The organism is Anaerosporobacter faecicola (assembly GCF_012070565.1).
In the GTDB taxonomy this organism is placed as follows: domain Bacteria; phylum Bacillota; class Clostridia; order Lachnospirales; family Lachnospiraceae; genus Anaerosporobacter; species Anaerosporobacter faecicola.
This window is the reverse complement of sequence record NZ_JAAQRO010000012.1, coordinates 1-21,871: the sequence shown is the minus strand read 5'-3', so window position 1 is coordinate 21,871 and position 21,871 is coordinate 1. Positions and strand designations below refer to the sequence as shown.

Here is a 21,871-nt window from a genome sequence, read left to right as displayed (position 1 = left end):
ATGCTTGTGGATGAAGCAAAAGTAATGTTGGAAACAAAAATTCTCCCATTTTGGGAAAATCTAAAAGATGATACATTCGGTGGGTATTATGGTTTGCTGGACTATAATCTAAAATTAGATAGAAAGGCAGTGAAAGGTTGTATATTAAATAGCAGAATATTATGGTTCTTCTCCAATGCCTATCTTACCATGCATGATGAGAGACTATTAACGTATGCAGAGCAGGCATATGAATTTATGATCAAGTACTGTATGGATACCACTTATGGTGGTGTTTATTGGTCGATTAATTATGATGGCACCGTGAATGACCCAACAAAACATACGTATAATCAGGCGTTTGCTATCTATGCGTTAAGCTCCTATTATGCTGCAACGAATAAGCAAGAAGCACGAATTTTTGCAGAACAGATCTATCACCTTATTGAAACAAAGTGTAAGGATTCAGTTGGATATCTAGAAGCATTCACCTATGATTTTCAGCCTGAAAGTAATGAAAAGTTATCGGAAAATGGAGTAATGGCAGAGAAAACCATGAACACATTATTGCATGTATTTGAAGCATATACAGAGCTTTATCGAGTTACCAAAAATCAAGCAGTAGCAGAGCAGCTAATGAACATATTGAATATGTTTGAGAATAAAGTGTTTAACAAAGAACGACGAAGACTAGAAGTCTTTTTTGATAAGAATATGAATACGATACTTGATCTGCATTCCTATGGACATGACATTGAAACTGCATGGCTGCTGGACCGTGGTTGTGAAGTCCTTCAGGAAGAAGATTTAATCCAACGGGTAAGAGCGATTACAGAAGTGTTGGAAGACCAGATCTATCAAGTAGCCTATAAAGAACATTCTTTAATGAATGAGTGTGAGAATGGAATTCCCAACAAAAATCGTGTTTGGTGGGTACAGGCAGAAGCGGTTGTCGGTTTCTTGAATGCATACGAAAAAACAGGAGAGGAACGCTACAAAGATGCGGTGAGAGATATTTGGAAGTTTATCGACAGCAAAATTGTTGATCACAGGGAAGGTTCTGAATGGTTTTGGCAAATTGATGAGTATGGAAATCCAGATAAGAGGCCAATCGTTGAACCATGGAAATGCCCATATCACAACGGAAGAATGTGTTTTGAAATTATAAGGAGGAATATTGATGTTGCATAAAAATTATTTTACAGAATTAGAGAAATATAATACACTAATACATAGGGAGAATAAGATTGCTGATTTTTATAATGGTATTTTTGAACGTTATGAAAATCCTGTATTGACAAGAGAGCATATTCCATTAACTTGGAAGTACGATCTGAATGTAGAGACAAACCCATATTTTATGGAGCGACTTGGCGTGAACGCAGTAATGAATTCCGGTGCCATCGAGCTGAATGGAAAGTTTTATCTGATTGCACGAATCGAAGGAAATGATAGAAAATCCTTCTTTGGAGTAGCGGAGAGTGAGAATGGTATTGATGGATTCGAGTTCTGGGATTATCCTGTTGAATTACCAGATACTTGTAAAGAAGAAGTAAATGTATATGATATGCGTCTGACAAAACATGAAGACGGTTATATCTATGGTGTATTTTGCTCAGAAAGTAAAGATACCAGTGTGGGTGATTTATCAGCAGCTGTTGCAGCAGCTGGCATTGTTCGAACAAAAGATCTTAAGACATGGGAGCGCTTGGACAATTTGAAAACACTACATTCTCCTCAACAAAGAAATGTTGTTTTACATCCTGAATTCGTGAATGGAAAATATGCCTTTTACACGAGACCAATGGATGATTTTATCGATACAGGGTCAGGCGGTGGCATTGGCTTTGGATTGTGTGATGATATTGAACATGCGGTTATAGATGAAGAAATCATTACAAGTTGCCGAAAATATCATACCATTACAGAAGTTAAGAATGGTGCTGGAGCTGTACCAATTAAAACAGAAAAAGGATTCATCCATATTGCACACGGAGTACGAAATACTGCAGCAGGGTTACGATACGTTATTTATGCATTTGCAACGGATTTAAACGAACCATGGAAAGTAATTGCTGAACCAAGTGGATATTTGATCGCGCCAATGGGGGAAGAACGAGTGGGAGACGTATCCAATGTTGTATTTACCAATGGTGCAATCGCAAGAGCGAATGGAGACGTTTATCTCTATTATGCATCTTCTGATACGAGAATGCACGTTGCGACTACTACCATCGATCGTTTAGTCGATTATGTATTCCATACACCAAGTGATCCATTGCGCTCGCCAGATTGTGTGAAACAAAGATGTGATTTAATCCGAAAGAATCTAGCGTATTTAGAAAAGAAGGAAGGCTAGGAGCCGAAAACTGATATGAAAACCATTTCGTCTTTCACAATTTTTATAGGATAGGCGAAGTGGTTTCTATATATAGTATTGGAATGTTTGTAGATGGGAGAAGAAAATGGAAATAAGAATACCGATAACCGATCGAATCGTTTCACCTAGTGAAAAAGAATTGCAATATTGCGGGAGAATTGATTGGTCGAACTCAGAAGAACCTGTTTTTGTTTATCCATGCAGTTTTGTAACATTTCGTTTTACGGGAACGAAAATTAAAATTATAGTGAGCAATCAACACGATTACTATGATAATTATATTGGCTACATATTAGATGGAGAACAGGGAAGGCTTCTGTTACCTGAAGATTCACAAAAAGTGATTCTATCCATTGGAGAAGAGTTAGAGGATAAAGAGCATGAAATCCTCTTATTCAAACGGATGGATGGGTGTCATTATTTTACGTTGTTTGGATTTGTAATCGATGAGAAAGCTAAACTTTATCAAACAGAGAAACTTCCAGAGAGACGAATTGAAGTGTATGGAGATTCTGTGTCAGCAGGTGAAGTATCAGAAGCACTGGAATATATGAAAAAACCAGACCCACAGCATAATGGAGAGTATTCCAATGCATGGTATTCCTACACCTGGATTACTGCAAGAAAACTTGGGGCACAATTGCATGATATAGCCCAAGGGGGAATTGCTTTACTAGATGGAACAGGATGGTTTTGCGCCCCAGAGTTTTATGGAATGGAACACAATTGGGACAAGATCAAATACAATCCACATCTGGGCACGAAAACAGCGTGGGATTTTAAGAAATACACCCCTCATGTTGTAATTGTAGCCATTGGTCAGAATGATAATCATCCTTTTGATTATATGAAAGAGGATTACAATGGTGTAGAAGCAAAACATTGGAGGGAGTCTTATAAGAAATGGATCTGTACCATTCGAAAAACTTATCCGAAAGCATGGATTGTTCTTACCACAACCATCTTAGAACATGATAAAAACTGGGATTCTTCAATTGAAGCAGTTACCAAGGAACTACAGGATCCAAGAATAAGACATTTCCTATATTCTCAAAATGGAAGTGGAACGCCAGGACATATACGGATTCCAGAGGCAGAAGATATGGCAAAGGAACTTAGTACCTATCTTTTGTCATTAGGTGATGAAATTTGGGAAGATTAACGTGGGATGATTTGTGTCTTGCACAAATTCACCAGACTTAGGAAAGGGCATGAGAATGAGTATGAATACTTTGGAAAAATACAAGGAATGGTGTAACAATACATATTTTGACCAGGAAACCAGAGCGGAACTTCAATCAATTAAAGATAATGAAGCAGAGATTGAAGATCGTTTTTATCGTGATCTGGCTTTTGGTACAGGTGGATTACGTGGAATATTAGGAAATGGATCAAATCGGATGAACCGATATACGGTACGTAAAGCGACACAAGGATTAGCTAATTTTATCTGTAATAAACAGGGACAGGACAGAGGCGTTGCCATTGCGTATGATTCTCGAATTGGTTCAGCAGAATTTGCAAAAGAAACAGCATTGTGTCTTGCAGCAAATGGAATCAAAGTTTACATATATCCAACATTAAGTCCAACACCACAATTATCGTTCACTGTACGCAAACTTAATTGCATTGCGGGTATTGTTATTACGGCAAGCCATAATCCATCGAATTATAATGGATATAAGGTTTACTGGGAGGATGGAGCGCAGATTACCTATCCCCTTGATCAGGAAATCATTGCAGAAGTAAATGCGATTAAGGATTATGCACAGGCAAAAACGATGAAGGAAACGGAGGCAAAAGAAAAAGGACTTTACGTAGTGATTGGTAAGGAGATGGAAGATGCCTACATAGATGAGATGAAAAAACTTGTCCATGATCCAGAGCGCGTGAGGGAGTATGCGAAACAAATCAAAGTTGTATATTCTCCTCTTCACGGAACGGGTTTAGTTCCCGTTACAAGAATCCTAAAAGAAATAGGCTTTGACCAAGTATATGTTGTGGAAGAACAGGAAAAACCAGATGGTAGATTCCCAACTGTGAGCTATCCTAATCCAGAAGATCCGAAAGCATTTACATTAGCTCTTAATCTAGCAAAGAATGTGGATGCAGATGTGATTTTATTGACGGATCCAGATGCAGATCGTTTGGGTGTATATGCGAAAGATCGAATAACAGGTGCTTATATGCCGTTTACAGGAAATATGTCAGGGTTGTTGATCTGTGAGTATCTATTATCAAGATATCAAGAAGAAGGAAAACTATCTGATCAAGGAGCAATTGTAACAACGATCGTATCCAGCAATATGGCAAGAGCAATAGCAAATGCTTATGGTGTTACATGTATTGAAACATTAACTGGATTCAAATACATTGGTGAACAGATTAAATTCTTTGAACAAGAAAAATCCTATAAGTACCTGTTTGGATTTGAAGAAAGCTATGGTTGCCTGATTGGAACCTATGCGAGAGATAAAGATGCTGTTTCTGCAGTGATGGCCCTTTGTGAAGCTGCTGCTTATTATAAAGCAATGGGACGTACATTATGGGATCAGATGCAGGTAATCTATCAGAAATATGGCTACTATGTGGAGGATCTTCATACTATAACCTTGAAAGGACAAGAAGGAGCGAAACGAATTCAAGAGATTATGGAGCAATTTCGAACGAGGCCAATTCCTGAAATCGCTGGCATTAAAGTACTTGGTCTGCGTGATTATTTATTAGATCGTTCCCTATGTTATGAAAGCCAAGAGGTTGCTTCTACCGGATTACCAAAATCAGATGTACTGTATTTTGAACTTGAAGAAGATGCCTGGTGTTGTGTAAGACCTTCTGGGACGGAACCTAAGATCAAGTTCTATATGGGCGTGAAAGCCACTTCATTGGAAGATGGAAAAGAGCAGGTAAATGCACTGAAAGAAGCAATGAATCATTATGTTATATAGAAACCCTCCGGGGGATGCACACTCGCACATAAGGGAGATGTCAGCTGAAGTTGGCTGTCCTCAGCGCGGAGAACAAAGTGTACTATATATTGGTGTTACCAAAAAGAAAAGGGACTGTGAAAACAGTCCCTTTAGGTTTACTTGCGAGTAATTTGTTATATTATGTATAAGCGAATGTACGGAGGAAGCAGTAGGTTCTATTCGTAATCTACTACATCAAGCCATTTCATTAATAAATCTTTTTCTTCTGGTTTGTTTTTCGTAAGTTGAGCAGCAGCTACGATAGGTAACCAAGTCTGTACGTAACGTTTCTCTGTTTGACTCTTCTTGCAGAAGGCATCCAAATAGAGGTCTGCAGTTTTTGCATCATCCAAAGAGAGAAGCAAATATGTTCTTGCAACATCTGCACTTGCATTACCTTGTGATGCGTGTACCCAGTCTAAAACATACCATTTATCTTTTGCTACGATGATATTACGAGGATTAAAGTCGCCATGACAAACTTTAATATGCTTTGGCATACCATCTAAGCGAGTTAACAGATCATACTTTTTAACATTGTCGATACAATCAAGGCTATTGATTTGACGAACCATCTTATCTTTTAATTTGTTGAGGAGTGGAGAACGTTTAGAGTGAATCTCTAACTGCAAGTCCACCATCTTTTCAATATAGGATTGGATCTGATCAGGATTCTCTTTCATTAATTGATAAAGGGTTTTTCCTTCGATAAAGTTCATGCTGATCGCCCATTGGCCATTATTGATGGAAACTTCACTGATACTAGGAATTGCTAATCCAGTTTCTTCAACTCTTGAGGTGTTTAACGCTTCATTCAATACTTCTGTTTTAGGAAAATCTTTATTAAATACTTTAATTGCAGTGTTACCGTCTCTGAATACACTAGCATTGGTACCTTTTGAAATTAAGTTCTCTAACTTCATATGAATCGCTCCTCTCGTTTCTGTCTTTCCTTTTAGTTTTCCATTCTGTTACTTAATAGTAAGCTTTTGGATTGACTATATTATACTACAATATGCTTAGAAAGTATAGTGTATTTGGTAAAAAAATATAAAAAATATATAAAATTATATTTACTAGAATAAAATTGATAATAAAAACGACGGTAAAAAGAATAAATATAATACAAATGCATGCAATTTGCCGAAATATTATATACAAAAAAGGAGGAAATAGTAGAATTATACTGTATTATATGTTAAAATATAAACAATACAAAAGAAAAATGAATTGGAATGTTATACAAAAATAACAAAAGGGGTGCTTGACATGAAGTATTATATAGGAAGAAGTTCAAACACAAATGTTACAGAAGCAGTAAAAGAGGCAACACAGAATCTTACCAAACCAAAGTTAATTTTTTTCTTTTGTGGTGTTTCTCACTTTTCTGAATATACAAAAGAATTTTATAATTTATTTCCTGCTAGTATTACGATTGGTTCAACTACAATTGTTGAATTATGTAAGGAAGGAGCTTTTAAAGATCAATTACTTGTCCTTGGTATTGAAGATGGTATCGAATGTAGTGCGGATTTGCTAGAAGACGTAGATCGATATCCAGTTAAGTATGTGAATCGTGTTGAACAATGTGTGAAGAAAATGTCTAGTTTACAGAATTGTATATGCTTTGTATTTAGTAATGCATTTCTGGGGTGTGAAGAGTCGGTATTGAATACGCTGAATTCTGTTTTAATGGAAAAAAATATCCCTGTTGTTGGTGGAACAGCAGGTAACAATGCAAAAGAGAATGTTACATACGTAGCATTGAATGGAAAGATTGTAGAAAAATCTTCCGTATTTGTGCTGATTCGAAACTTAGGTGGTAAGATCCATTTTATACGAGAGAATATTTACAAATCCACGGGTAAAACCTTCATAGCAACGAAAGTGGATAGTAGACAGAGAATTGTATATGAGTATGATCACAGACCTGCGGCTGATGTGATTGCAGAAGCGCTGAATACCACCGTTTCTGGATTAAGCAAATATATGGATACTTGTCCAATGGGTAGAATTATTGGAAATCATATGTACATAACAGCTAATTGTAGTGTTTTGGAGAATAAGGGAATCATGTATCATGCAAGGGTCTATAATAATGCCAAAATGGCGTTGTTGGAACCAGATGATTATCGTACTGTTGGAGAGGAAACATTTCGTGAGATTAAAAAGGAAGTACCAAAACCATCTCTTACGTTGATTGTACATTGTCTTGCAAGAACACTATTATTCGAGGGAGAAGGATATCTGCAGGAATATGCGAAGAAAATTGGTACAGAATTAGGTGATTATGTAGGCTTTTCCGGTTATGGAGAACAATTAAATCAACATAATTTTAATCAAACAATGACAGCAGTAGTATTTGAATAGATCGACTTTGTGAGAGAAAATCTTGCATGAAGCTTTGTGTTGATCACAAAGTTGTTAGACCTTTGAAAGGACATGGTGAAGAATATGAACATCTTTAAGAAGAATAGAAACAAAGAAAATACAATCATAGAGAATGAGGTGAAAGAAAAGTATCAAGATGCAACACATATCCAATATGGTGTTGAACATGTAGAAAAACGTGTAGAAGACTTTATGAATCAAGAAGGAGATGTTACGAAATATCTTGATGAGATTAAGGATGGTTTTGACTCTACGAATATGCAATTTAATAGAATTAATGACAATATCGATCATACATATACGAATTTTCAGGAATTTCATAGTTATGCTAGTCAGGTGAATGATATTGTATCAAAGTCAGATGCTGCTATATCACAAGCAGATGAAAAAGTAGGTACATTATCAAACTATATTGAACAATCCTGTTCGCAATTAGGGAATATAACGAATACCTTTAAAACATTGGAAAAGAACTTTGAGAACATACAGGAAATGTCTCAAAATATCACAGGAATTGCTTCTAATACGAATTTACTTGCCTTGAATGCTTCCATTGAAGCAGCAAGAGCGGGGGATGCGGGTAGAGGATTTGCTGTAGTAGCAGAGCAGATTCGAGATCTTTCTACTTCAACAACTAAGTTAGTTGCAGGAATTGATGAGTCGGTTAAAGCGTTGTATGACAGCCTTGATGGATTAAAGAAAGAGATTGAGCAAACAAAAAGTACCATACAGGATAACCTATCCTATGCGAAAGATGTGAAAACAAATTTTGCTGAAGTAACGGAGTGTACAAAAGAAGTAAAAGAATTCAGCAATAAGATAGTGAATCAAATTGGTATTGCAGGTAATGAAATCGAAGATGTTGCTAAGGATACCACAGAGATTGCATCGGTTATCAATCATTTAGGAAGCAAATTGGATACATTAAATGAAAAAATGTCAAGGAAATCCACACTTCTGTGTGAAGTAATCGATTTCTTACAACAATTGGATCATATTGTAGAAGAAGAGATAAAAAAATAGGAAAGATTGAATCCTTAACGAGTTTTGAATTAGGTATGTTTGACAATCGTGCTATAATAGAAGAGTGATATTGTAGAATTGGTTGATGAGCGAACAATCGAGCGTAACCAATTGATTTGCTATTTCATACGGAAAGATAAGCTTGGAAGGGAGAATTCAATAACATGAAGAAAAGAATTACTTTATTATGTATAGCGATTTTGTGTGTTGTAACATGCATTGGCTGTCAGAAGAAGAATAATGCAGAACAAGTAACTGAGGAAACGGCAGAAGTAACAGAAGAAACGGCAGAAGTAACAACAGAAACGGCAGAAGCCACGACTGATTCCGTACCAATAAAGGTTGCTGCGTTGAAAGGACCTACGGCTATGGGAATGGTTAAGATGATGGATGATGCAAAGAATACGAAATCCTATGAATTTCAAATTGCATCTGCTGTTGACGAAATCACGCCAATGCTCGTAAAGGGTGAAGTGGATATTGCCGCAGTACCTGCCAATCTGGCATCGGTTCTGTATAATAATACAAAAGGTGAAGTTAAAGTCTTAGCAATTAATACGTTGGGTGTTTTATATATTGTTGAGAATGGGGATACCGTACATAGCATTGCTGATCTAAAAGGGAAAACCATTTATGCAAGTGGAAAAGGAGCAACGCCAGAATATTCATTGAATTATATCTTAAAGGAGAATGGAATCGATCCACAAAAGGATGTAACCATTGAATATAAGTCAGAACATTCCGAATGTGTTGCTGCATTAGCAAGTGAAGAAAATGCAATTGCCATGCTGCCTCAACCATTCGTAACAACAGCGCAGATGAAGAATGAATCCATCCGTATTGCAATTGATCTGAATGAAGCATGGGCTGCCTTGCAAACAGAGGACAATAAGAGTGCAATGGTAACAGGAGCAGTTGTAGTTCGTACGGAGTATTTAAAACAACATCAGGATCAAGTGAATGAATTTCTAGATGCTTATAAAGATTCTGTAGATTACGTGAATACCAATGTGGAAGAAGCTGCTACTATGATAGAAGAACAAGACATCGTACCAGCAGCAGTTGCCAAGACTGCACTACCGTATTGTAACATTGTTTTCATCGAAGGAGAGGAGATGAAAGCAAAATTAGAAGGCTATTATTCCGTATTATTTGATCAAAATCCAAAATCAGTTGGAGGAACATTACCTGATGAATCGTTCTACTACAAACGATAATAGCAAAAAGAAACAATCCATCCGGATCTGGGCAGTCATCTGCTGGTTGCTGATTTGGGAGGGAGCGAGTCGTATATTGGATCAGGAGATACTTTTAGTATCTCCTGTTTTCGTGGCAAAGCGTTTATGTATATTAACAGGAGACCAGGATTTTTTTCAACGAATTGCATATTCCATGTCTCAGATCATTCTGGGATTTTTGCTTGCCACATTTTTGGGAATTATCCTAGCAATTGGAAGTAAGCTGAATCGGTATATAGAAGAATTCTTACAACCATTATTTGCTGTAATGAAAGCCATACCAGTTGCCTCCTTTATCATTTTATGTCTGGTATTTTTGTCATCAAAGAAGTTATCTACCTTTATCGTATTTTTAATGGTTTTACCCATTATGTATACGAATATGCTTCAGGGGATGAAAAGTTTGGATCATGAACGAATGGAGATGGCAACTGTATTTGAAGTTCCATGGTTTCGGAAGATTCGTTACATTCATATCCCGGCAATCTGGCCATTCTTTTATGCAGCTTGTAAAGTTGGTATTGGTTTTAGTTTTAAATCAGGAATTGCGGCCGAGGTAATCGGGATACCAGATGGAACCATAGGAGAACGCTTGTATGAGTCGAAGATTTATCTGGATACACCAGATTTGTTTGCTTGGACCATTGTCATTGTTATAATTAGTATTGTATTTGAAAAGATATTTTTACTGCTTCTACGTTGGTTATATCGTAAAATTACAAAACGAATCTAGTGAGGTAGCTCATGTATATTGAAGTGAAAAATCTATGTAAACAATATAATGGTTTGATGGTATTAAAGGACTATTCTTACCGTTTTTCATCTGGAATGATTCATTGCATCATGGGTGAATCAGGTAAGGGGAAGACCACATTATTCCGTATCCTTCTTGGTTTAACGGATGCAGATGAAGGAGAGCTTATAGGAGTAAAGAATAAGAAGATCCGTGCTGTTTTTCAGGAAGATCGATTACTAGAGGAGAATACAATTATTGATAATCTACTATTTGTCCTTCCAACAAAAAGGGGGGCATTAAAACGTAGATTGGCTGAAATTTCAGAAGCATGTGAAGCGGTGGGACTTGGATCGTTAGAGAATAAGCCGGTGAAAGAATTAAGTGGTGGTATGAAACGCCGCGTTGCTATATTACGGGCATTGTTAAGTGAGTATGATATCTTACTTATGGACGAACCCTTAAAAGGGTTGGACCAAAAGAATAAACAATTGGTTGCCTCGTATATTCAAAAAAGATTACTAGAGGAAAAACAAGAAAAAATCGTAATTATGGTAACACATGATCAGGAAGATGTAGAGTTAGTAAAAGGCAATGTCTGCTATTTATAGACATTGCCTTGTTTTTATCCTACATCCAGACCACTGTGGTAAGAACGATTTCCAATGGTTTCGAGCAACCGGTCAAAGAGCCTTCGTTCTGTCCAAGCAGTTGCTTTGCTTGCAATATATGATTGAAGTCGTAATGCGATATCTTGATAAAAGTGAGAAGATTTGCGGTAGAGATCATCAAAAGAATCATTTGAAACAATGCTTTGATCCCATGGATTGTGCCAAAGGGCATGGGAGCGATTACAAGCATCCATGGTATCTGTTAACGTATCATTATTAAATAAAGAAGAAAGCATGCCTTCTTTTTTTACTAAACGTTCGATAGAACGAATACTTTTTTGTTTTCGCCCTTTTGGATCATGAAGTAGAAGTGTTTCGTATTTCATAGCGGTAATGGCTTTACGGATCTTTCTAGGATTTGTAATTTTGGCTTCCTTACTGGAATTTGATAAGAAAGAGTGATAGGTTGCATTAAGCGCAGAACTCATAGTAGAAGCAATCACTTCTTTTTCTTTTTTTGATAAGCTAATGGTTTTATTAGGATAGAATTGAGAAGGCATCATAGACTTCTTTTCTAATAACATCTGTTTGTCAATTAAAGCTTCCAATGTACCATGTGTTGGAAAGCTTGCAAGACTGGAACCTGGTATGGAAGGAGAATAACCTGTTCGATAATAGATATAGGGATGAATATAGGAATCCAGTGTATAGTGACCCAATAGACCACATAGATATGCCATCCCACAACAAAATTCGTCTCCAGTTAATTGATCCAGTTCTTCAAGATAGTATTGAAAGAATTGTGACACCTTATGTTCATGCATATGATCACCAAGGTTGTATTCGGAGGCACCCAGTACAAGGGATACATCGAAATAAAAGAGATCGGGCCCTTGTAAACCAAGTTTATATGCATTTTGGTTTTGATATAGAATCTGTTTGATAAAGGAATTGGTTTGCTGATGAAACAGATCGATCCCGTATAGATAATGTGTAATAAATGCTGGCATAAGTACCTCCTTTAGCTTTCTAGGATTAGTATAGCAGAAGTTAGTGAAAAAGATACAAAAGTATTCTTTTTTAAGAAACAATTTAGATACTTTATAGAATGTTTCTGAATGCAAACGATTTGAGACAGTTGTCCCTTTTTCATCTTTATGTTATGATAGAGGTGTTTGCAATGTAGGAAACATTACATTTAATATGCAAATATGCAATGTAACCGAACAGAACTTCAAGCTGTTTGGATACAAATAAATAAAGGAACATGTAACAAATCGTAAGAGTATGTCGTTACAGATGAAGTGTTATGGAAAGAACAAATGGAAAAGATATTCGTAAAGAAAGTAAACTTGTTCGATGGTTTGCCTCCATCCTTATGATTATGCTGATGACAGTGACTGCAGAGATTTTAGGAGAGAAGTGATTTATCCAATTTCCGTTTGCATCATGGCAATTATCATTGTTGGTGTGCAGTGGTGGTTTGAGAAAAAAAGTTATGTTGAAAGAGTCATCTATCAACCAGTAGAGAGAAGGAATAAGGAAAGTGTGTTGTATTATGGGAAGCGGATTGTAATATTTTTAATTCTTGCTTGTATTCCAATTCTCTTTGGAAAATTATACATAGTTGCACCACCGTTGATCGTTACCTTTATGGAGTTTTCCAATGAAAAAGCGAAGATTCGTGGTAAGTATAGAGAAGTCATGATTCTTATGGTGACGGCTTCTATTCTTGGAACTTGTTCACGGTTGGTTCTTCATGAACAAATGAGACTTTCTCTCACTTTTTGTACCTTTGTCATTATCAGTTGTATGTTGGTTGCATTCACAGTTATTAGGGTTTCCTTCCCACCAGCAGGAGCCATCAGTATGTTACCGTTGATTCTGAAAGTTCCAGGATTACGTTATTATCCAGTTTATGTGGGTATAGGAAGTGCGGTGCTTATCTTTGCGGCATGTTTTTGTTTTAAAGAAAAGGATATAGAAGCAAAGGATATTAAAGAAATGGGTATTAAAAGCATAGAGTGTTAAATGCAAAAGGTATGAAAATAAAGGAAATTAAAAACCAAGTCTGTTAAAACAAAGGGAATAAAAAGCAAAGAGTAAAAAAGAAAAAGATCTAAGCTTTTATATAATATTTCTAACCTAAATCTAACTCTTCATTTGGTATACTTTTGATAAGAGAAATGAAGCAAGAGTCTTGAACGAAAAGACGGCTTGTTTCTCATTCTAGAAAAGAAACCAAAGGAGAGTTGATTTTATATGAGAAAGAATAAAGTTTTAATGGTAATTACAATTGGTATGGTAAGTTTAGTTGGATTGACTGCTTGTAAGAAAGTAGAAGTGAAAGATCAAGATTCCAATGTAAAGGTTGAGGCATCTGGTATTCACATTCAAGATGGGGATGAGGAAGTAAGAGTCGATACGAATGGAGTATATGTAAAAGGGAAAGATGGAGAAGTAATTGTAGATTATTCCAATATGCATAATTGGTTAGAGGATTGCATCGAAGAAATTGGTGATGCTGTTGACGATGTTTTACATGATGAGGATACAACGGTTATTATAAATGGAAAAAGAATTTATTAACGAATAGGTGCTATTGTTAAGCAATATTTCATGCTTAGCACGTGTACAAATTCGTTGGAATTATGAAAGGTATGGATATTACTATGAAATTGCTGATCGTGGAAGATGAGATATTAATGCACAACATTATAGCAAAAGGGTTGAAGAAGACGGGATATGCGGTAGATTCTGCGTATGATGGAGAAGAAGCACTTGAATTATTTGATGTGAATTCCTATGATCTGATAGTACTAGACTTGAACCTTCCTAAAGTAGATGGTATGGAAGTGTTGCACCAGATTCGTCAAAAAGATCACGAAGTGAAGGTTTTGATCCTATCTGCGCGTAGTCGTGTGGAAGACCGAATACAAGGACTGGATGCAGGGTCTAATGATTATTTGGTGAAACCATTTGACTTTCAAGAGTTAGAAGCAAGAATCCGCTGCCTTCTACGGCGCAATTTTATTCAAGAAGATACGGTACAACGATACCATAATATTACATTGGACACAGCAAAGAAAATGATTTTTGTGGATGATAAGAAATGTGACCTAACAAAAAAAGAATATGGCATTTTGGAATATCTACTATTACATAAGAATCGTGTCATACAAACCGAAGAACTGATTGAGCATGTGTGGGATAGTGAAACGGATTTATTCTCCAATTCTTTTAAATTTCATATGAGTTCTCTGAAGAAGAAGTTAGCAGCTAATGATGCAAATATCATGATTAAAAATCTACGTGGACAGGGTTATCTGATAGAAGATGAGGAAGTACTATGATGGAAAGAAAAAAGAAACAGTATATGTCATTAAAGGGGAAGTTAATCGGAATCACAAGTGGAATCTTTGTAGTGACAATCGTTATACTAACCATACTTCTCGTACAGAATGCGAAAGCAACGTATGGGAATGAATTCAAGTTACAGATAGGGAATGGAATCTCTTTTTCAATGAATGATAATGGAGTCAATATTGATGGAAACAATGATCTCAATGAAATCTTATCTTTTATTGATAAACTGGGAAAGGGGAAAGACACAGAACGTGGACCATTACAAAAAGCAAATCTAGATTTTGCAAGGAAGAGTATCTTATGTATGATTGGCATTAGCTTGGTTAGTCTATTAATCATTTCACTTGTTGTAAATCATGCGTTGAAGCCAATGAAACAACTTGAGGAGAGTATTCGAAATGTGAATGAAAGAAATCTAAACCAACCAGTTTCTGTTGCAACAAAGGAACGGGAAATAATCAGCCTAGAATCATCCTTTAATACAATGATTACAAAATTAGATGGTGCATTTCAGATGCAGAAGAATTTTGCGGCGAATGCGGCACATGAATTAAAGACGCCTTTAACAACCATGAAAGCGGGCATACAGGTTCTTCAGTTGGAAGGAGAGCCAACGCTACAAGAATATAGAGAGACAATTGATGTAGTGGAACAGAGTACAGAGCGATTGATTCATGTGGTGGAAGATTTGTTGAATCTTACAAGAGAGGAAGAAAATGGATATGGGGAGCATATTCATTTACAAGAACTTGTGGATATTGTGGTTGATGAGTTAATGCTAACAGCACAGGAAAAACAAGTGAATATGGAAGTTCGAACCTGTACGGGAGAGATGTATGGTAATTCTACACTGCTATATCGCGTTATATTTAATCTGGTGGAGAATGCCATCAAGTATAATCGACCAGGTGGCAATGTATATGTGGAAAGTTTTAATTCCCCAGACGGGACGGTTAATATAGTAATTGCAGACCAGGGAATTGGTATGAAGGAGGAGGAGTTACAACATATATTTGAACCGTTCTATCGGGTAGACAAATCCCGTTCAAGGCAGATGGGAGGTTCCGGATTAGGTTTATCCATTGTGAAGAAGATTGTGGAGAAGCATTATGGTACGATTTCGGTAAACAGTATTCCAATGGTTGGAACTACCTTTCATATACAATTCCCTTCTGAACATTGAGAGAATGTCTCAAGAAGGAAAACAAAGCCCTATCATACGAATATCAGGATTGCATAGTAGGAAATAGAATGGTAACATAATAGTATTCATGCATATACAGAAATAGAGTGTATAGAACGATGAGATCATATCTATGGAACATAATGGATGAATGAAAAAGGTATGAACCAAAATTGTTTGGAACAGAAAGGGCATGTTACGTATTATGGAAGAAAAAACAGGCTTAGATGCTGCTGCACTGGCAGGTAGAATTCTTTTGCAGAATGGAGCAGAGATCTTTCGCGTGGAGGAAACGATTGAACGAATCGCAAAATCCTATGGAATGGAAGGAAACAGTTCCTTTGTATTAAGTAGTGGAATATTCATTACAGAGGAAAAAGATGATAAACATTTTTATGCAAATGTTAAACATATCCCTCTTAGTGCGGCTCATCTTGATAAAGTAGCAGCAGTAAACCAATTATCGAGAGAAATTGAAGAAGGAAAATATACAGCCACAGAAGCAATTGCGGAATTAGAAAAGATTCAGCAAATGCCGGAGAAACCAAAGTGGGCACAGATTCTTGCATCAGGAATTGGAAGTGCCTGCTTTGGATATTTGTTTGGTGGTACATATATGGATAGCATAGCAGCATTCATAGTAGGCAGTCTATTATGGATGTTTCTTTGCGTCATGTCAAAAAGAAAAAAGCGGACAACAAAGATTATGTTAAATTTAGGTGGTGGAATGTTTTTAACGTCTTGTGCCATTCTCATTTATCAACTAGGTATCGGGGATCGTTTGAGCCACATTGTAATCGGATCAATCATACCACTCGTACCTGGAGTTGCTTTTACCAATGGAATTCGTGATTTAGCAAATGAGGACTACATCAGTGGGATTGTTCGTCTTGTAGATGCCTTGTTGATTGCTTTTTGTATTGCACTTGGAGTTGGAATTGTTTTTACCATATACCATCGATTAACAGGAGGTGGTATGATATGATGGAACAATTTTTAGCAGCAATGATTGGAACGATTGCATTTTCTTTGCTTTTTAGCGTACCAAGTAGATATTATCCTTGGTGTGGTATAGTTGGTGGCATTGGGTGGTTATGCTATTTGATAAGTGGTTCTTATGTGGGAAATATCGTAGGGTGTTTTTTCGCGACGTGCGTAGTTGTACTTCTTTGCCGATTCTTTGCCACTCGAATGCGTTGCCCGGTTACGATCTTCTTAATTTCAGGAATATTTCCTCTTGTACCGGGAGCAGGAATCTATTGGACAGCATATTATACTATTATGGAACAGTATTCTTTGGCTTCAGCAAAAGGGTTTGAAACAATAAAATATGCTGTAGCAATCGTATTAGGAATTATCTTTATCTTTGAGATACCACAAGGTTTTTTTAAACGTATGGAGCACAAGGAAATAGGACAATAATGGAGGGATGATAGTGAATGAGTTAACGCAAAATGCATATAGACGATTAGAAAAAAATGTGATTGATACCGTTCATGAATGGCAGGTTAAATTAGGATATGCAGAAGAGATGATCCATATCTATTATAATCGGGATTCCTTGGAACAACTGGTTGGACTTTCCCTTCCTACAGTGGAAGAAGCGAAAGCATTTTTGATTCAATGGAGAGAAGCAATCGAAGGACGATTTGGTCAAGTGAAGTTAAGTAACAAAGGTGAGCGATTCTGTGTTGGCATTCCGGCACAGGGAACAAGATATGTACATGAATGTAAGAAGGATAATACCTTTTTGTTGGAACTTATGGAAGTTATAAAAAAACCAGCATGTACCATTGATGATGTAATGGTCGTTTTCAAGAAGCAAAAGCCAGAGGTAATCTGTGAAAAAGCCAATGGAGACGAATTCGATTATGTAATCTATTATCCTGATTATGAGGAAGATCCTTATCGGTATTGCTTCAGTTTTGGACAAATGGGAGCATTCTATCATCGATTTACTCCTTATGACTATCAGACGATCTTATAGTTCGCAGTTGTTGTTATGATTTTCTTCGTGTATAATGAAGTTATGTGTGATCTAAGGAACCATGTTGATGGATGATCCTGTTGATGTACACCCGCAAAATAGAAAAAGGAAAGTTGACAATTATGAATAGTATTGAAAAACAATTACAATTTACCTGTCCCAAATGCAAAGAAGAACATAAGGTTACCTGTTTTGAACAAATAGGTCCCGATCAAAAAGAGCAAGTAATGAATTCTTCAATCTTTCAATGGGATTGTGAAAGTTGTGGTCATAAAGTTAAGTTGGTTTATCCAACAATGTACTGTAATGAGGAAAAGAAGTTTGTAATCTTCTTAAGGCCAAATGCAGCAGATGCAACCTGTATTGGCGAGGAAGAGCAAGCAAGATTTCCAGGTTTTACGAAGCGATTTTGTAAAACAGCAGATACATTCGTTGAGAAGGTTCGTGTTCTGGAAGCAGGGCTGAATGACCAAGCGATCGAATTACTAAAATTAATTACTTTTGCAAAGATTCATGTTGAAAATGATACAATGGAGGATATATTCTTCTATCGTATGAGTGAAAGTGGTAGTTTGGAGTTCACCTTAATGTACAAAGAAGATGTAGACGGAATTGATATTGATTTTTCCATGTATGAAAATGTTCTGCATATTGTGCAGGATGAAGTGCCACCTTTAGAGGATGATGTCTATTGTATTGATCTAAACTGGGCAGGAGCACAGGTGGTATAGAGTATACTACATGCAAACAGTATCGTCTTGTATGTTAGTAGGAAAGAAGGAAGAGAACGATGCGAGAAGTTCGATTTAAGATGGAACGAGAAAACTTGGTAAAAGCGGGAGATCGCGTGGAAGTATTGGAGAAAAAGTCCTTTCACTATTACTACATCATTGAACCAGCTGTTGCCATGTCAGGCTGTATTGGACCTGCCGATCGAATAAAATCCAAATATGGGATCGTTAAGGAGATTGAACAGACGGATCGAGGCTATTATGTAATCGTAGATTTTGATGAATAAAGTAGTTACCCATGACGAATATGAATTGCACAATTGTTTAAATTGTGCAATTTTGCAAGTATAGCAATGGATACAAGGTAGGAATGTATCTTCAAAAAAACATACCAATATACTATAGAATCATTTGACAGGGATATAGCCTGTATACTATTATAGATGTAAGGATTTAAACCTTAGATTACTAGGAAGATATGAGGAATTTAGCAGGATGGATAAAGCATTACAAGATAATATATTTCGGTATATTGATGAACTACTTGAAAAGAGTACACCAGATCGACCAATTTGGAATATTGAGAAGATTCTTGAGGGAAAAAAAGTTGATTGGAACTACATAGATGGTTGCATGATCAAAGCAGTTCTGGAAATGTACGCAATTACAGGAGAGAAAAAATACTTTGACTTTGCAGATAATTTTATTGACTATCGTGTTCGGGAAGATGGTAGTATCGATGGTTATTCTGTGGAAGAGTTGAATATTGATAATGTAAATGCAGGAAAAACTTTATTTGAATTATATGATCTAACAGGAAAAGAAAAATATAGAAAAGCCATTGATCTTGTATATAGCCAAATTGAGAAGATGCCAAGAACAAAGGAAGGAAACTTCTGGCATAAGAACATCTATCCAAACCAAGTATGGTTAGACGGACTGTATATGGGACAACCATTCTATATGGAATATGAAACGAGATTCCATGGAAATAAGAATTACGATGATATCTATAACCAATTCTTCCAAGTTGTGAAGAATATGCGAGATGAAAGAACAGGATTATATTACCATGCTTATGACGCTTCAAGAGAGATGTTTTGGTGTGATAAAGTAACAGGACTTTCTTCGAACTTCTGGTTACGTGCACTTGGTTGGTATGCAATGGCACTCCTTGATACATTAGATAAGGCAGATCCTTCTGTGAAGGAACCTTATGAGAAGATGAAACAGATTTTTGTGGATCTTATGGATGCCATGCTTCGTTACCAAGATGAAAGTGGAATGTGGTATCAGGTTGTTAACCTTGGAGGAATGGAACGTAATTATCTTGAAACAAGCGGAAGTTCAATTATGGCGTATGCATTGTTAAAAGGCGTTCGTCTTGGTTTCCTTGATGAGTCCTATGTTGCATATGGAGAAAAGGCATTCAATGGTGTTTGCAATACGTATCTTCATGTGGAAGATGGCAATATGCATCTAGATGGAATCTGTCTTGTTGCTGGTTTAGGCGGAGCAACAAAACGTCCGGGAACATTTGATTATTATATGTCAGAACCAATTGTGAAAGATGATGCAAAAGGTGTTGGACCATTCTTACTTGCCTATACAGAAATGTTGCGTTTACAGCAAAGATAGAATAAAAGCAAGGATAGAATAAACTACAAAGGTAGAGTAACAAAAAGATAGAATGAACAAATAGATAACATAAAAAAGACAATCTTTTCTAACAATAGTCATTACACTGTATTTGATGTTTTATGAAAGCACAGTGTAGGGTCTATAAGTAAAAAGATTGTCTTTTTGTATATGGTTTGTGTTACCTTTGTAACTTATTCAAACAAGTTATTTAGTTTTTCTTGAATCCGCTTTGCGCGCGCACGGGTTTCCTTATGATCCAATCGATAGCCTTGTTCCGTATGGGTCAAACAATCCCCTTCCTTACAATCAGCAGGAAGTTCGAAACGTGGAATGGTAAGAAAACCACCATTTTCTTGTTCGCATATGGCGAAGGAGCCTTCAAAACGGTCAATGATATAATGCATAGAGTGTTCTCCTTTCGTATATAGGGGAATTATAGATGCTTGCGAAATGCGAAATCCCGCATAAACCCCCTCTTTGGCAGATTTTTATTAATTAAAATCATCTTCATTGAAATTCTTCTTAGAAGGTGCACCCTTAATTCCATTCAGATAAAGTTTATACCGTTTCTTTTCGGTGTCAATATATTTTGCCTGACTTGGGTCGATTACTAGCGATGGGGAAGGTCCAATACCATAATCAAATGGAATCCACAAAATCTTTCCTTTGGAATTTTTCACTTTCACAACACTCCAAGCATGATTGATCTGATAGGAACTATTGTAATAATTCGTCATGCCTAGCTGTTCAAATAAAATACACTCATACCTAGCAAATATCATGCATACTCCTTCTGCCTTATTCTCATACATGGTTTTCATTGCCTTATAGCCATAGGTACTTGTGTAATCCGTTTTATATACCATTCCAAAGTCTGGACGTGAGAAATAACAACTGAAATACGTACTATAGTCGATTGCATAGATTTTCATTGCATCGCTCAGTTCTCCAAATGTATGATTTAGCAACAATGCTTCCTGAGAATTTATCTCATTCATAGCAATTTCCTTTGATAGTTCTTCAAGGTTCGGTAATGCTGCAAATTCTTCATAGGAACGTAATACATAATGATCGTAGGAATCTGGGTCAGTTGTATGCTCTTTAACTATGAAGTCAGTATAGCTATTATCATAATCATAATTATCAAAATTATCAAAATAAGCTTCCGTAAACGTAGTCTTTTCATCAAATCCTGTAATATATTCATGATAATCATAATCATCATAAAACCAACCGTAATCTTCTAAGAATGTAGCTACAACAAAATCATATAGAATCCTTGTCTTTCTCGTATGTTCATCAGGATACGTAGTTAGATCTACAATTCCAGGATGATTCTCTTTCAGTTTATTTTGTATTACTTCGTTCAGTTTATGAACAAATTTTACACTGTAGTAATACATTTTCGCATTATCGGAAGATATGATATACGTATTGTAATTGCCTTTTTTCTCTCCATATGTATATTGGAAGACAACGCCCTGTTCATTAACAGATTTTATCATTTCACGTAATGATATGCCCCCTGTCAAGTAGACAGGTTAAATATCTAAAATGAGTGTTTACTGAATGACCATACTTCGTATGAGGTATGGTCATTTTTTATGCACACCATTTTTCTTTGTATTTTTTGATTCGT

General features: G+C 36.4%; 23 protein-coding genes. 19 read left to right on the top strand and 4 right to left on the bottom strand.

From position 1 onward, the window contains the following. The 4 genes from HBB17_RS07890 (at position 1) to HBB17_RS07875 (ending at position 5,307) form a co-directional block, all read left to right on the top strand. The gene (locus HBB17_RS07890; RefSeq protein ID WP_167956957.1) at positions 1-1,170 is read left to right on the top strand and encodes an AGE family epimerase/isomerase; all 1,170 of its coding nucleotides are present in this window, start codon (positions 1-3) and stop codon (positions 1,168-1,170) included. Next, positions 1,160-2,338 (top strand): glycoside hydrolase family 130 protein, encoded by a 1,179-nt coding sequence (locus HBB17_RS07885; protein WP_167956956.1) that lies wholly within the window; start codon positions 1,160-1,162, stop codon positions 2,336-2,338. The genes HBB17_RS07890 and HBB17_RS07885 overlap by 11 nt, the downstream gene beginning before the upstream one ends. A 106-nt stretch (positions 2,339-2,444) precedes the next feature. Continuing rightward, positions 2,445-3,521: an SGNH/GDSL hydrolase family protein gene (locus HBB17_RS07880; protein ID WP_167956955.1), complete on the top strand. Its 1,077-nt coding sequence runs from the start codon at positions 2,445-2,447 to the stop codon at positions 3,519-3,521. Positions 3,522-3,582: 61 nt separating this feature from the next. After that, complete coding sequence (locus HBB17_RS07875) at positions 3,583-5,307, top strand: phospho-sugar mutase (RefSeq protein WP_167956954.1); 1,725 nt, start codon at positions 3,583-3,585, stop codon at positions 5,305-5,307. Between the two features lie 197 nt (positions 5,308-5,504). Here HBB17_RS07875 and HBB17_RS07870 read toward each other — a convergent pair whose 3' ends face one another. Then, positions 5,505-6,251: a phosphotransferase gene (locus tag HBB17_RS07870; protein WP_167956953.1), complete on the bottom strand. Its 747-nt coding sequence runs from the start codon at positions 6,249-6,251 to the stop codon at positions 5,505-5,507. Between the two features lie 346 nt (positions 6,252-6,597). Between HBB17_RS07870 and HBB17_RS07865 the strand changes: the two genes are divergently transcribed. From HBB17_RS07865 to HBB17_RS07845, 5 genes are all read left to right on the top strand, one after another. Continuing rightward, complete coding sequence (locus HBB17_RS07865) at positions 6,598-7,698, top strand: FIST signal transduction protein (RefSeq protein ID WP_167956952.1); 1,101 nt, start codon at positions 6,598-6,600, stop codon at positions 7,696-7,698. Between the two features lie 84 nt (positions 7,699-7,782). Next, a complete protein-coding gene (locus tag HBB17_RS07860) occupies positions 7,783-8,742 on the top strand; it encodes a methyl-accepting chemotaxis protein (protein ID WP_167956951.1) in 960 nt (319 codons plus the stop codon). Between the two features lie 164 nt (positions 8,743-8,906). Continuing rightward, on the top strand, positions 8,907-9,959 hold the full coding sequence (locus tag HBB17_RS07855) for an ABC transporter substrate-binding protein (protein ID WP_167956950.1): 1,053 nt from the start codon (positions 8,907-8,909) through the stop codon (positions 9,957-9,959). Further along, the gene (locus tag HBB17_RS07850) at positions 9,934-10,713 is read left to right on the top strand and encodes an ABC transporter permease (RefSeq protein ID WP_167956949.1); all 780 of its coding nucleotides are present in this window, start codon (positions 9,934-9,936) and stop codon (positions 10,711-10,713) included. The genes HBB17_RS07855 and HBB17_RS07850 overlap by 26 nt, the downstream gene beginning before the upstream one ends. 11 nt (positions 10,714-10,724) lie before the next feature. Then, the gene (locus HBB17_RS07845; RefSeq protein WP_167956948.1) at positions 10,725-11,324 is read left to right on the top strand and encodes an ATP-binding cassette domain-containing protein; all 600 of its coding nucleotides are present in this window, start codon (positions 10,725-10,727) and stop codon (positions 11,322-11,324) included. 14 nt (positions 11,325-11,338) lie between these two features. On the opposite strand, the gene HBB17_RS07840 is transcribed toward HBB17_RS07845, so the two are convergent. After that, positions 11,339-12,334 carry a zinc dependent phospholipase C family protein gene (locus HBB17_RS07840; RefSeq protein ID WP_167956947.1) on the bottom strand — a complete coding sequence of 332 codons (996 nt, stop codon included), beginning with the start codon at positions 12,332-12,334 and terminating at the stop codon, positions 11,339-11,341. 439 nt (positions 12,335-12,773) lie between these two features. Between HBB17_RS07840 and HBB17_RS07835 the strand changes: the two genes are divergently transcribed. The 10 genes from HBB17_RS07835 to HBB17_RS07790 all read left to right on the top strand — a co-directional run bounded on the left by HBB17_RS07835 (position 12,774) and on the right by HBB17_RS07790 (position 20,229). Continuing rightward, the gene (locus HBB17_RS07835) at positions 12,774-13,355 is read left to right on the top strand and encodes an HPP family protein (RefSeq protein ID WP_167956946.1); all 582 of its coding nucleotides are present in this window, start codon (positions 12,774-12,776) and stop codon (positions 13,353-13,355) included. A gap of 231 nt (positions 13,356-13,586) precedes the next feature. Continuing rightward, positions 13,587-13,913, top strand: a complete 327-nt coding sequence (locus HBB17_RS07830) for a hypothetical protein (RefSeq protein ID WP_167956945.1) — start codon at positions 13,587-13,589, stop codon at positions 13,911-13,913. Positions 13,914-13,996: 83 nt separating this feature from the next. Then, a complete protein-coding gene (locus HBB17_RS07825) occupies positions 13,997-14,677 on the top strand; it encodes a response regulator transcription factor (protein WP_167956944.1) in 681 nt (226 codons plus the stop codon). Further along, the gene (locus HBB17_RS07820; protein WP_167956943.1) at positions 14,674-15,873 is read left to right on the top strand and encodes a sensor histidine kinase; all 1,200 of its coding nucleotides are present in this window, start codon (positions 14,674-14,676) and stop codon (positions 15,871-15,873) included. Before HBB17_RS07825 ends, HBB17_RS07820 begins: the two co-directional genes overlap by 4 nt. A gap of 205 nt (positions 15,874-16,078) precedes the next feature. Further along, entirely contained in the window at positions 16,079-16,858 is a 780-nt protein-coding gene (locus HBB17_RS07815) for a threonine/serine exporter family protein (protein WP_167956942.1), read from the top strand. Beyond that, positions 16,855-17,295: a threonine/serine exporter family protein gene (locus HBB17_RS07810; protein WP_167956941.1), complete on the top strand. Its 441-nt coding sequence runs from the start codon at positions 16,855-16,857 to the stop codon at positions 17,293-17,295. Before HBB17_RS07815 ends, HBB17_RS07810 begins: the two co-directional genes overlap by 4 nt. Before the next feature lie 13 nt (positions 17,296-17,308). Then, positions 17,309-17,860, top strand: a complete 552-nt coding sequence (locus HBB17_RS07805) for a DUF3877 family protein (protein ID WP_167956940.1) — start codon at positions 17,309-17,311, stop codon at positions 17,858-17,860. A 122-nt stretch (positions 17,861-17,982) separates the two neighbouring features. After that, positions 17,983-18,591 carry a CpXC domain-containing protein gene (locus tag HBB17_RS07800; protein ID WP_167956939.1) on the top strand — a complete coding sequence of 203 codons (609 nt, stop codon included), beginning with the start codon at positions 17,983-17,985 and terminating at the stop codon, positions 18,589-18,591. Positions 18,592-18,650: 59 nt separating this feature from the next. Continuing rightward, entirely contained in the window at positions 18,651-18,878 is a 228-nt protein-coding gene (locus HBB17_RS07795; protein ID WP_167956938.1) for a hypothetical protein, read from the top strand. Positions 18,879-19,086: 208 nt separating this feature from the next. Then, on the top strand, positions 19,087-20,229 hold the full coding sequence (locus HBB17_RS07790; RefSeq protein WP_167956937.1) for a glycoside hydrolase family 88/105 protein: 1,143 nt from the start codon (positions 19,087-19,089) through the stop codon (positions 20,227-20,229). 194 nt (positions 20,230-20,423) lie between these two features. On the opposite strand, the gene HBB17_RS07785 is transcribed toward HBB17_RS07790, so the two are convergent. Then, positions 20,424-20,636 carry a DUF3006 domain-containing protein gene (locus tag HBB17_RS07785; protein WP_167956936.1) on the bottom strand — a complete coding sequence of 71 codons (213 nt, stop codon included), beginning with the start codon at positions 20,634-20,636 and terminating at the stop codon, positions 20,424-20,426. An 87-nt stretch (positions 20,637-20,723) separates the two neighbouring features. Beyond that, a complete protein-coding gene (locus tag HBB17_RS07780) occupies positions 20,724-21,737 on the bottom strand; it encodes a hypothetical protein (RefSeq protein WP_167956935.1) in 1,014 nt (337 codons plus the stop codon). Positions 21,738-21,871: the final 134 nt, after the last annotated feature.

What these genes read in the sequence shown, in the direction of transcription:
- HBB17_RS07780 (WP_167956935.1), bottom strand. Translation starts at nt 21,737, where the DNA reads ATGATAAAATCTGTTAATGAACAGGGCGTTGTCTTCCAATATACATAT.
- HBB17_RS07860 (WP_167956951.1), top strand. Translation starts at nt 7,783, where the DNA reads ATGAACATCTTTAAGAAGAATAGAAACAAAGAAAATACAATCATAGAG.
- HBB17_RS07820 (WP_167956943.1), top strand. Translation starts at nt 14,674, where the DNA reads ATGATGGAAAGAAAAAAGAAACAGTATATGTCATTAAAGGGGAAGTTA.
- HBB17_RS07785 (WP_167956936.1), bottom strand. Translation starts at nt 20,636, where the DNA reads ATGCATTATATCATTGACCGTTTTGAAGGCTCCTTCGCCATATGCGAA.
- HBB17_RS07800 (WP_167956939.1), top strand. Translation starts at nt 17,983, where the DNA reads ATGAATAGTATTGAAAAACAATTACAATTTACCTGTCCCAAATGCAAA.
- HBB17_RS07865 (WP_167956952.1), top strand. Translation starts at nt 6,598, where the DNA reads ATGAAGTATTATATAGGAAGAAGTTCAAACACAAATGTTACAGAAGCA.
- HBB17_RS07830 (WP_167956945.1), top strand. Translation starts at nt 13,587, where the DNA reads ATGAGAAAGAATAAAGTTTTAATGGTAATTACAATTGGTATGGTAAGT.
- HBB17_RS07840 (WP_167956947.1), bottom strand. Translation starts at nt 12,334, where the DNA reads ATGCCAGCATTTATTACACATTATCTATACGGGATCGATCTGTTTCAT.
- HBB17_RS07855 (WP_167956950.1), top strand. Translation starts at nt 8,907, where the DNA reads ATGAAGAAAAGAATTACTTTATTATGTATAGCGATTTTGTGTGTTGTA.
- HBB17_RS07845 (WP_167956948.1), top strand. Translation starts at nt 10,725, where the DNA reads ATGTATATTGAAGTGAAAAATCTATGTAAACAATATAATGGTTTGATG.
- HBB17_RS07870 (WP_167956953.1), bottom strand. Translation starts at nt 6,251, where the DNA reads ATGAAGTTAGAGAACTTAATTTCAAAAGGTACCAATGCTAGTGTATTC.
- HBB17_RS07850 (WP_167956949.1), top strand. Translation starts at nt 9,934, where the DNA reads ATGAATCGTTCTACTACAAACGATAATAGCAAAAAGAAACAATCCATC.
- HBB17_RS07875 (WP_167956954.1), top strand. Translation starts at nt 3,583, where the DNA reads ATGAATACTTTGGAAAAATACAAGGAATGGTGTAACAATACATATTTT.
- HBB17_RS07835 (WP_167956946.1), top strand. Translation starts at nt 12,774, where the DNA reads ATGGCAATTATCATTGTTGGTGTGCAGTGGTGGTTTGAGAAAAAAAGT.
- HBB17_RS07810 (WP_167956941.1), top strand. Translation starts at nt 16,855, where the DNA reads ATGATGGAACAATTTTTAGCAGCAATGATTGGAACGATTGCATTTTCT.
- HBB17_RS07795 (WP_167956938.1), top strand. Translation starts at nt 18,651, where the DNA reads ATGCGAGAAGTTCGATTTAAGATGGAACGAGAAAACTTGGTAAAAGCG.
- HBB17_RS07815 (WP_167956942.1), top strand. Translation starts at nt 16,079, where the DNA reads ATGGAAGAAAAAACAGGCTTAGATGCTGCTGCACTGGCAGGTAGAATT.
- HBB17_RS07790 (WP_167956937.1), top strand. Translation starts at nt 19,087, where the DNA reads ATGGATAAAGCATTACAAGATAATATATTTCGGTATATTGATGAACTA.
- HBB17_RS07880 (WP_167956955.1), top strand. Translation starts at nt 2,445, where the DNA reads ATGGAAATAAGAATACCGATAACCGATCGAATCGTTTCACCTAGTGAA.
- HBB17_RS07890 (WP_167956957.1), top strand. Translation starts at nt 1, where the DNA reads ATGCTTGTGGATGAAGCAAAAGTAATGTTGGAAACAAAAATTCTCCCA.
- HBB17_RS07825 (WP_167956944.1), top strand. Translation starts at nt 13,997, where the DNA reads ATGAAATTGCTGATCGTGGAAGATGAGATATTAATGCACAACATTATA.
- HBB17_RS07885 (WP_167956956.1), top strand. Translation starts at nt 1,160, where the DNA reads ATGTTGCATAAAAATTATTTTACAGAATTAGAGAAATATAATACACTA.